The 9042-nt window shown below is 38.8% G+C and carries 4 protein-coding genes; all 4 read left to right on the top strand.

The genetic code is table 11. The annotated features are described in order from the left end of the window. The first annotated feature begins 692 nt into the window (after positions 1–692). The 4 genes from AC4MRQ_RS23525 to AC4MRQ_RS23510 all read left to right on the top strand — a co-directional run bounded on the left by AC4MRQ_RS23525 (position 693) and on the right by AC4MRQ_RS23510 (position 8854). Positions 693–1373: a hypothetical protein gene (locus AC4MRQ_RS23525; RefSeq protein WP_491200176.1), complete on the top strand. Its 681-nt coding sequence runs from the start codon at positions 693–695 to the stop codon at positions 1371–1373. A gap of 650 nt (positions 1374–2023) precedes the next feature. Then, complete coding sequence (locus AC4MRQ_RS23520; RefSeq protein ID WP_491200175.1) at positions 2024–4912, top strand: S9 family peptidase; 2889 nt, start codon at positions 2024–2026, stop codon at positions 4910–4912. 232 nt (positions 4913–5144) lie between these two features. Further along, positions 5145–7151: an alpha amylase C-terminal domain-containing protein gene (locus tag AC4MRQ_RS23515; protein WP_491200174.1), complete on the top strand. Its 2007-nt coding sequence runs from the start codon at positions 5145–5147 to the stop codon at positions 7149–7151. A gap of 2 nt (positions 7152–7153) precedes the next feature. Next, positions 7154–8854 (top strand): alpha-amylase family protein, encoded by a 1701-nt coding sequence (locus AC4MRQ_RS23510; protein WP_491200173.1) that lies wholly within the window; start codon positions 7154–7156, stop codon positions 8852–8854. Positions 8855–9042 lie beyond the last annotated feature (188 nt).

Below are 9042 nucleotides of genomic sequence, written 5' to 3'. Positions count from 1 at the left end.
TTTCGGAAAAGATTTAAAAGAATTACAGCTTCGGTTCCAATTATTCATATGTGTTAGTCTTAATTCGTATTCATGATTTTAGGAAAATTCTTTTCTATCCTTCATTCATGCAGTGGGTTCCCCAATGTCATTGCTGAGGCCAAAAACCACAGTGCCTGCTAAGAGTCGCTCTCCTTAACCATAACTTGGTAGTTACAAAGCGAAGGCCTGTCTCATTTGCGGGCCTGTGTGGGGTGAATAAGGATTAATTTAATTGAACAGCAAAGGGGCTCGTCCTACTTTGATTGTGATATTTATTAATTCTTAGGGCGGGTGGAAGCATTAATGGGACTAGCGTTTTGTTTCTTTTGGGCGATGCAAAGGAAAGGAGAAAATACTTTAAAGTAATTAGTTCGTATATCAATTGATTTGTCATGACAAAAAAAGAAAGCAAAAAAAGGCTAGGCTACACCTGATTCGCTCAAAAAACTACAGTTGATGACTTAAGTTGTTATTTCATCTTTGTTTTTTGACTTACCAGCTGAGGCCATTTAGTAAGAGACATACACGCTTTCATTAAAAAACGTTAGGACAATATTGATTAAATATCATTTTTGACCAAATAAGGTTTTTCTCTTGTCAATGATTACATCACTAATCATTAATTTGCTATTTTTGGCTTCGCATATTTTGTGCCCACAAACAAAATCGCCATGAGCAAATTATTAGCTTTCCTGTTCTTAATCACCGTCTTTGCGGCTTGCCAGTACAATAGGCCAATCGAAAGGAACCAGGGAATTATCACCTATAAAATAAAGTATCCCGAAGAGATAATGGATAAAGGGTATGCTACATTTTTACCCACAAAAATGGAAAGCACTTTCAAAGGGGAAAGTTATAAAGCTTCAATTAAAGGCGATTTAAGTCTGTATAACCTGGAGTATATCTCTAAAGCTGATGGTGATACTTCAATGACTCTTTTCAGAGTATTTGATAAGCGTATGTTTCACCAACATAATAAGGGTGAAAACCTGTTTTTGTTCGAACGCTTTGATGATCCTCAAGTTGAATTTATTGATGCACCAAACAAACAAATTGCCGGTGTCAATTGCAAAAAAGCGATGATTCATTTTGTTTCGTCTGACCTGCCAAGTATTCCAGTTTATTACACCGAAGAAACTGAATTTAAACACCCAAAAGAAAACACACCATTTAATGAAATTCCGGGGGTTTTAATGGAGTTCCAGATGCCGTTTAAAAACCTCACCCTGACATTTATTGCTCAAAAGGTAGATATTAAGCAAATCAAAGACGAGGTATTTGCTGTGCCGGATAATTACATGAGCAGTGAGAGCGATGAAATTGATGAACTGGTTAGTGCGCTAATTCAGTAAGAATCTTAATCAACGCATTAAACGGATCGCATCTTTATTGGTAGTTTGGGATTAAGATGAGATCCGTAATAAACTTACCCTCTGAATCTTTCTAAAGTAAGGAGACTTGAATAGTGGTTTTACATGACGTAAATCAAGCTAAGCATTTCATCCCTTAAGCTATTTCTTTTATCAATAAATAGGTAACTATTGCTCTATAATTTAATCACCTCATCCTAACCTTCTCCTCAAAAGACTACTCTTTATACACATCTTTTTTCAAACTGCACTTAAGTATAAAGAAGGCTTTCAGCCTTCTTCATTCTTAAAAGCGGTTTGAAAAAAGATGTGTATAAAGAGTAGCTTTTAAAGGGAGATTTAGAGGGTAAGTTTCTAATGAATCACATCTTTATCACCGATTAGAAATAAAAATGCAATCCATATTTCCCTTTATACCTAAATCAACTAATTCCCCGACCTTCGAGTCGAAAACAAAACTTATTTACGTATCAAACACTACTTAATTCCATAAAGCTTTTCCCAGGCTTATTCGTTAATAATTGAGGAGCTAACAATTTATTTAAAGGAAATTACCCAAAGTTGTTTTTAAACTTTTCTGTGGTTTCTTATGTTTTATTTATCTTCAATCCTTTAAAAAATTAGCTAAAATCATGATTAAACCTTTAGTAAAAATTACATGCACAGTTTTGTTGGCATGGCTCATTCTGTTGCCATCGCTGGCCGATGAGAAAAAGAAACTGGATGCGTCCGTTTATGACGGATGGAAATCAATAGACCGGGGAACCGTTATATCTAACAATGGTGATTTTATATCCTATGTTATAAAACCTCAGAAGGGTGACAGCTATTTGTATCTGTACAATGTTAATAGTGGTGAATTGGACTCGGTACCACGTGGTAAATCACCAGTCTTTTCAGAGAGTAACCAGTTCTTGGCATTTCGTGTATCTGCTCAGTCCGATTCAATCAGGGAACTGAAGCTTAAGAAAACCAAAAAGGATAAGATGCCCAAGGATAGTCTATTTATTCGCAACCTTGCAACTGGTGTAACTAAAAAGGTCGCCAACATTTCAAAGTGGAGTTCTCCGCAGGAAGGTGGCGATTGGCTAGCCTATATGTTGGATAAGGAAATAAAAAAGAAAGAAGAACCAAAAGATTCAACTAAAGTAGAGGAACCTGAGAAGCCGGAAGAAACTGAGAAGGAAGAAACGAAGCCGGAAGAAGAAAAGAATGAGGAAAAGAAAAAAGATAAGGATAAAAAGAAAAAGTCCTTTAAGTCAAAAGGAAAACCGCTGGTATTTTACCGTCCGTCCAATGGCGATAGTCTACATATCGAAAAAGTAAATCATTATTCTTTAGCCAAAGATGGTTCGGCAGCTTATGTCGTTCAAAGTGTTGGTGATACCACAGAAGTCTCCAAACTTTTAAAGTTTGATCCTCAATCTTTTACTGTTGATACTTTATTTAAAGAAATCGGTAAGATTGAGAAAATAGCCTCCGCCTACGATGGTCAGCAATGTGCATTCTATTTCTCGCCAGATACAGCGAAAACAAAGGTTTACCGCTTATATCATTTAGGAGCAAAAATGAAAGCTCCCCAAATGATTATTGACACCATGCATGCTTCTTTACCAACAGAATGGTCGGCACGCACTAAAGGGAGCCTCTGGTTTTCTAAAAATGGCGAACGTATATTTTTTGATGTTGGTAAGCGACCTGCAGAAGAACCAAAAGATACTTTAACTACAGATGAAAAAACGCATGTTGATATCTGGAACTGGAAAGACGTGGATATTCAACCGATGCAAAAGAAGAATCTGGGCAAGGAAAAGGACCCGACATACAAGTGTGTTTATAATATCAGGAAAAAGACAGTTATCCAGTTGACCGATGAAAATATGAAGTCGGTTAAAGAACTTGAAAAAGGAAACTCTGTAATTGCCATTGGATATGACAGTAAGCCTTATCGCTGGTCCAGAACCTATTCAGGCAGATGGTCTTCAGATATTTATAAGGTCAATTTATCGACCGGTGAGAGAACTTTGATTATAAAAGATCAATCCGGACGATCAGCTGTATCTGATAATGGTAAATGGGCTGTCTACTATCATCCGGCGGATGGACAGTATTATTCATTGAATGTAAAAAATGGAGCTAAAGCACTGATCTCAAAGGGTGCTCAGGTGAATTTTGCTAATGAATTAAATGATACACCAAATGAAGCTGGGGCATACGGCATCGTAGGCTTTACATCAGATAATAAATATGTGCTTGTTTATGATCGTTATGATATATGGAAGTTGGATTTAACAGGTAAAACGACTGCTATTTGCTTAACGAATGGTGAAGGTCGGAAAAATACGACTGAATACCGCTACGTAAAACTGGATAAAGAAGAGAAATACATCAATCTGGATAATGACCTGCTTCTGAAAACTTTTAATGATGTTAACAAGCAGTCAGGTTTCTCACAACTGACTCCCAATGGTATCAGTGAAATAATGATGGGTGATTACCGTGTGTACTCACCAATAAAAGCCAAAGATGCTGATGTAATGGTTTGGCGTAAGTCTACTTATACCATGTACCCTGAATTGAGAGTAACGAAAAGAGATTTAAATGATTCAAAAGTGATTAGTAATACCAACCCACAACAAAAAGACTATGTGTGGGGAGATATTCAGTTAGTAGACTGGGTGGCTTCTGATGGTCTGACGCATCAGGGTTTACTGATAACTCCTGAGAACCTTGATCCGGATAAGAAATACCCGATGATTTCTTATTTCTATGAGCGCTACTCTGATAACCTGCATTCATATCGTCCTCCGGCACCAAGTCGTTCAACCGTGAATTGGAATTTCTACGCCTCTAACAATTATGTGATTTTTATACCGGATATTTTCTATCGCGATGGCGATCCTGGATTATGTGCCTATGAAGCCGTTGTTAGCGGATGTTTAGCTATGGCTGATCGTTTCTCATTTATCGATCGGGATAACATGGGTATCCAGGGACAAAGCTGGGGTGGTTACCAGGTGGCTTATTTGGTTACACGTACAAACCTGTTTAAAGCAGGTATGGCGGGTGCGCCAGTAAGTAACATGACCAGTGCCTATGGAGGTATTCGCTGGGGGTCGGGTATGAGCCGACAGTTCCAATACGAGAGAACACAAAGCCGTATTGGTGGCACATTATGGGAAAAAACCAATAAGTACATTGAGAACTCACCGGTCTTTTTTGCCCCTCAGGTAGAAACACCACTATTAATGATGCACAACGATAAAGATGGTGCTGTGCCATGGTATCAGGGCATAGAATACTATATGGCCTTGCGACGTTTGGAGAAGCCGGTGTGGATGTTGGTTTACAATAACGAAGAGCATAACCTGACACGGCGGGCTAATTCAAAGGATTTAAGTATCCGAATGATGCAGTTTTTTAATCATTATTTAAAAGGCGAGCCAATGCCGGTATGGATGCATGATGGTATTCCGGCTGCTAAAAAAGGTAAAGAGCTGGGATATGATTTGGTTGAGTAGTTGGTAGAAAGATATTGAATTAATGCATTACTCGTCGTCCGACTAATAAACACAATGTAATTTAGTCGGGCGACGAGTTTCCTATTTATATTACACGAACTTTCATCATTTAATTGGTGAGAGTTTTTTATTTTTTGAAAATTCTTTAACACTATATTTCGTTTGGCAATTAATAATAATTGTACCTTTATGTTACCCTTTCAGCAATTCAAATCCTTTGAATTAATAGCGTATGCCAAATCATATTACTGAAATTGATGCTTTTTTAAAGCCCTATTTTAACTCAATAACACATCGTACAAACGCAGCTCTGGCCAAAGAGCGGATGTTAACAGGTTCGACTTTGTATGACTTCGCCAATGGCCATCAATACTATGGCTGGCACCTTGAAGCGAATGATCATGTTATTCGCGAATGGGCACCCAATGCGACAGAACTATACTTAATTGGAGAGTTTTCGGATTGGGAAGAAAGTGAGCAATTTAGATTTATACGAAAAGAATCAGGTGTGTTTGAGTTGAAAGTGGATAAGAAAAAACTGAAGCACGAAGATTTATATAAACTGAAGGTTCACTGGCAGGGAGGATCAGGTGAACGGATTCCTGTTTGGGCAACTCGTGTGGTACAGGATGAACAAACCAAGCTTTTTGCAGCACAAATCTGGTTACCAGGGCAGTCATTCAAATGGAAGAATGATCATAAACGTAAGAAGGTAGAAGTACCTCTTATATATGAAGCTCATGTTGGTATGGCTTCCGAAAAAGAGGGAGTGGGCTCCTATAATGAATTTACGAATGATATTCTGCCAAGAATTCATAAAGCAGGATATAACACCATCCAGTTGATGGCAATTCAGGAACATCCTTATTACGGATCGTTTGGCTATCATGTATCCAGTTTATTCGCACCATCATCACGATTTGGAACACCGGATGAGTTGAAGGATCTGATCGATACAGCACACGGTATGGGAATATCTGTTATCATGGATTTGGTGCACTCGCATGCCGTAAAAAACGAGTTGGAAGGAATGGGGCTTTTCGATGGTTCGCTATATCAGTTTTTTCATGATAACCATCGTCGGGAACATGTAGCCTGGGATTCACTCTGTTACAATTATGCAAAAAATGAAGTTCTGCACCTGCTGCTTTCCAATGTCAAGTACTGGCTGGAAGAATTTCATTTTGATGGTTTCCGTTTTGATGGAGTCACCAGTATGATATATCTCGACCATGGTCTTGAAAAGAGTTTTACGGATTATCAGCAATACTTTGATGGTGGTCAGGATGAGGATGCTTTGACATACATGATATTGGCCAATAAGTTAATAAAGCAGTGCAACGAGAATACCATGAGCATTGCTGAAGAAATGAGCGGTTATCCTGGATTAGCAGCTCCTATTGAACAAGGCGGTATAGGTTTTGATTACAGGCTGGCTATGGGAACTCCCGATTATTGGATTAAACTTATTAAGGAATTAAAAGATGAAGAGTGGAAGGTTGGTAATATTTTCTACGAATTGTCGAATAAGCGGGAAGAAGAAAAGACCATCAGTTATGCCGAATCACATGATCAAGCTTTAGTAGGAGATCAAACAATCATCTTTCGCCTGATAGGTGCTGATATGTATTGGGCTATGAGCAAGCGTGACGAAAGCTTGTCCATCGACCGAGGTATAGCCTTACATAAGTTGATTCGTCTGATGACGTTTTGTTGTGCCGGTAATGGCTATCTGAATTTTATGGGAAATGAATTTGGTCATCCCGAATGGATTGATTTTCCTCGCGAAGGCAACGATTGGTCGTATCAATACGCGCGTCGCCAATGGAGTTTGGTGGATAATGACGGACTAAGATATGAGCAATTGAATGCCTTTGATCAGGCGATGATAAAGCTACAAACAGCAGAAAAGTTTTTAAATGATCAAAATATCGAATGTCTTGAGGCGAATGAAGAAGATCAGGTAATGGCTATCAGGCGAAAGGATTTGATATTTATTTTTAACCTGAATCCGTCTCAGTCCTTTACCTTTTACGGAGTTTCGGCGCCGGCTGGCAGCTACAAGATTATTCTAAATACAGATCATCCGTCTTTTGGCGGTTTTAAACGCATCGATGACAGTATTGATTACTTTACCCGACCCGAAGCGCAAATGTCAAACAGGCACCGGGTACATCTTTATTTGCCGAGTCGTACGGCACTGATTTTAAAGCATACACCACCAAAAAGAATTTATTAAATATGTCTGGTCAAAAGATTGTTATCTACCAATTATTCCCACGTTTATTTGGGAATAAACTAAGTCACTTAAAAGTAGATGGTAGCAGAGAGGAGAACGGAAGTGGAAAATTCAGAGATATTAATATCAAGGCGCTGCGTGAGCTAAAACATATGGGAATCACCCATGTTTGGTACACAGGCATAATTGAGCATGCTATTGTTGAGGGCTATCCCGATAATAATATTCCTCATGGTAATCCTTTGGTGATAAAAGGAAGAGCAGGGTCGCCCTATGCCATAAAAGATTATTACGATGTGAATCCCGATCTTGCTGTTGATGTGGACCAGCGAATAAGTGAGTTTGAAGAATTAATAGACCGAACGCACAGCAACGGTTTGAAGGTAATCATTGATTTTGTGCCGAATCATGTGGCCCGTGAATATAATTCTGATGCAAAGCCCGATGGAATAAAGGATTTTGGAGAAGATGATGATTCTCAATGTGCATTTGACAGGAATAACAATTACTACTACCTCCCAGGTGAGTCACTTTATCTGTCGCCCGAAATTCAAAGGCGGTTTCCAGATATGGAATATACAGAAGAAGTAGCCAGGGCCACCGGCAATGATGGTTTTACTTTTTCACCAGGCATAAATGACTGGTACGAAACGGTGAAGCTTAATTATGGTGTCGATTATCAATCGGGTGGTAAAAAGTACTTCACTCCGCTACCAGGTACCTGGAAAAAGATGAAGCACATTTTACATTATTGGGCGGCTAATGGAGTCGATGGTTTTCGCTGTGATATGGCCGAAATGGTGCCGGTTGAATTCTGGAATTGGGTTATTCCCGAACTAAAACAATCATTTCCATGGCTGGTGTTTATAGCAGAAGTTTATAATCCAAAACTATATAACTCGTATATCCACCAGGGGCACTTCGATTATTTGTATGATAAGGTTGGATTGTATGATACCTTGATATCTGTTATAAAAGGTCAGGCACCGGCCAGTAATATTTCAGCGTGCTGGCAGGATTTAAAAGGACTGGATAAGTTTATGCTCCGTTTTATGGAAAATCATGATGAGCAGCGCTTAGCTTCCAGATTTGTTGTAGGGCAGGCACAAAAAGCAATTCCGGCAATGGCGGTTTCGGCCTTTATGCATCAGGGACCTTTGATGGTATATAATGGTCAGGAAGTTGGCGAGACAGCAGAAGGAGCAACAGGCTTTAGCGGAGATGATGGGCGTACTACAATCTTTGATTATTGGAATATGCCGGAGCATCAGAAGTGGATGAATGACGGACTCTTTGATGGAACATGGTTATCAGAGGAACAAAAGGAATTACGACAAGCCTACATTAAAATCTGTAATCTGTGTCAACACCCCGCAATAACAGAGGGATTGTTTTATGATCTGATGTGGCAGAATAATGATAATCATGCCTTTAATTCGGATAAACTTTATGCATTTATCAGATACAGCTCAACAAAGCAACTATTAATCGTTTGCAATTTTGATACTGATGATCAGAAACTCTTATTACAGTTTCCAAGCCATGCGCTTGAAACACTTAATATCCCGCGGCCTGTTACAGTGAACTTTAATTCTTTAGAAAAAGGGCTAAAGACAAAAATAGGGAGCGAAGAGCTTATTCAAAAAGGTGTAGCATTAGAGGTTAAAGCATTAGATTTTTTGGTTTTGGAAATTGATTGGTAGGTAACGATTATTAACTCTATTGAAGTTGCTTTTGTATACGCGGTAATCGTATTTAAAAGAGTTTTGCTCGCAACTGTAGACTTCCGACTTTGGTTCCGTAGCTTGGGCACCCACCAGTTGAAGTTGATGGGAAGAAATAAAGCTGTTTGAAGCGTAGCGAGTTCTTTATTTCTCATCAACAAAACAAA

The sequence above is a fragment of the Carboxylicivirga sp. genome (genome assembly GCF_982718395.1).
The sequence above is the reverse complement of the archived record's forward strand: the minus strand, read 5'-3'. Positions and strand labels throughout refer to the sequence as shown.